Raw genomic sequence first — 1,752 nt, 5'->3', positions numbered from 1 at the left:
TATTTCTAACTTAATTTTACAAACGACGAGTTTTGATTTACATGTATAGTAATATAGTAAAAAAATAATTAGGGATGTCACATGAATTCTAAAAAAGTAAAAATAAAAGCTGAATATCTAACAAAAAAATTTGAGCTGCTACCGACTAAGGATACCAAAAATAAGGCAAAATCCCTTGCTGGGGTCAGTACCCAAGACGAACAAGAATTTTGGGCTTTAAGAAATGTAAGTTTTGAAATTAGAGATGGTGAATGTGTTGGTGTCATTGGACTAAATGGTGCTGGTAAGTCTACATTGTCTAATATTATCAGCGGACAAATCTCGCAAACGACCGGTAAAGTGGAAATTAATGGGGATGTTTCCATTATTGCTGCTAATGCTGGTATGCAAAAAAATTTATCTGGTCGTGAAAACATTCGTCTTAAGGCTTTAATGATGGGGATGACCAACAAAGAAATTGATGAAAAGATGGACGATATCATTAATTTTTCTGAGCTGGGTCCTTTTATTGATCAACCTGTAAAAACTTATTCTTCTGGTATGAAAGCTAAACTTGGTTTTTCTATTATGGTTCACCAAAATCCGGATATTATGATCGTAGACGAAGCTCTTTCTGTTGGCGATAAAACATTTGTAGATAAATCAAAAAATAAAATGTTTGAATTTCGAGATGAGGGAAAAACGATTTTACTTGTTTCTCATGATATGAGAACGATCAAGGAGTGGTGTGATCGAGTAATTTGGTTAAACTACGGTGAAGTAAAAGCTTATGGTCCACCTGAGAAAATCATTCCAGAGTATAATAAGTTTTCTAAATGGTTTAAAAAGCTGCCTAAAAAAGAGCAGAAAAAGTATAAAGACGAGCAAAGACAAGTTCAAATGGACTATTCTGTGAAAAACTTGGAAACTGAAGTTTTTAAAAAGGGTCTTTCTATGTCCAGAAAAGAACGCATCAGGGTTTCTGAAGGGTTAAAGAAAAATAAGGATAGTCACCGGCTTTCACTTGGATCCAAAGTATTAGTCACTTTTTGCCTTTTAGGTTTTATCTGGCTTGGGTTAGTTTCATTAAGCAGTGCGACTGTAGTTGAGTCTGTAGCTCATCCGGTGTCATTTTTTACAGAAAAAATGTTTAAGGAAAAGCCAGCTTTTAAAAAGCAAATTAAAATTACGGAACAAAAGGGCAAGGATAATACTGAAAATTCAGCTAAAAACAATAGTATTAGCGTTGTGAATAAACAGGAACACAAAACTGAGAGTTCGGTGGCTAATGACACTGCTCAAACAGCAAAGCAAGATCGAGGTACGAGCTATACTGTGAAAGTTGGCGATTCTCTTGGTAGTATAGCTAATGATAAGGGACTGTCAGTTGAGGATATTCAAAGTGAAAATCCAGGTGTTGATTTTAGTGTTGTTAACCCGGGGCAGAAGATAAAACTGCCTGCATCGGCAAGAGAAAAAGCACAAAAAAATAAGAAGACAAGTGCTAAGGGTCAAGCGAAAAGTAAATCTACAGCAGCATCTTCGGCTAAGGAGAAAATAGAAAAGACTTATACTGTTAAGACTGGTGATTCAATAGGTAGTATTGCCGATGATTTTGGATTTTCAGTTGAACAAATTGAAGCCGAAAACCCGGAAGTCGATTTTAGTGTTATTAATCCTGGGCAGGTGATCAAATTGCCTGGATCTAATAAATAGTCAAGTAACTACTAATTTTGATTAAAAGTCTTGAAATGTCAAATTAAGTTAGAAATA

Annotated in this window: 1 protein-coding gene; it reads left to right on the top strand. The window is 34.9% G+C overall.

The window, feature by feature from the left end:
• Positions 1-81: 81 nt before the first annotated feature.
• Positions 82-1,695, top strand: a complete 1,614-nt coding sequence (locus FC65_RS10490) for an ABC transporter ATP-binding protein (protein ID WP_082619096.1) — start codon at positions 82-84, stop codon at positions 1,693-1,695.
• The last annotated feature ends 57 nt before the right edge of the window (positions 1,696-1,752 follow it).

This window comes from Ligilactobacillus acidipiscis DSM 15836, from assembly GCF_001435755.1.
Lineage (GTDB): Bacteria > Bacillota > Bacilli > Lactobacillales > Lactobacillaceae > Ligilactobacillus > Ligilactobacillus acidipiscis.
This window is presented reverse-complemented; position numbering and strand designations above follow the sequence as displayed.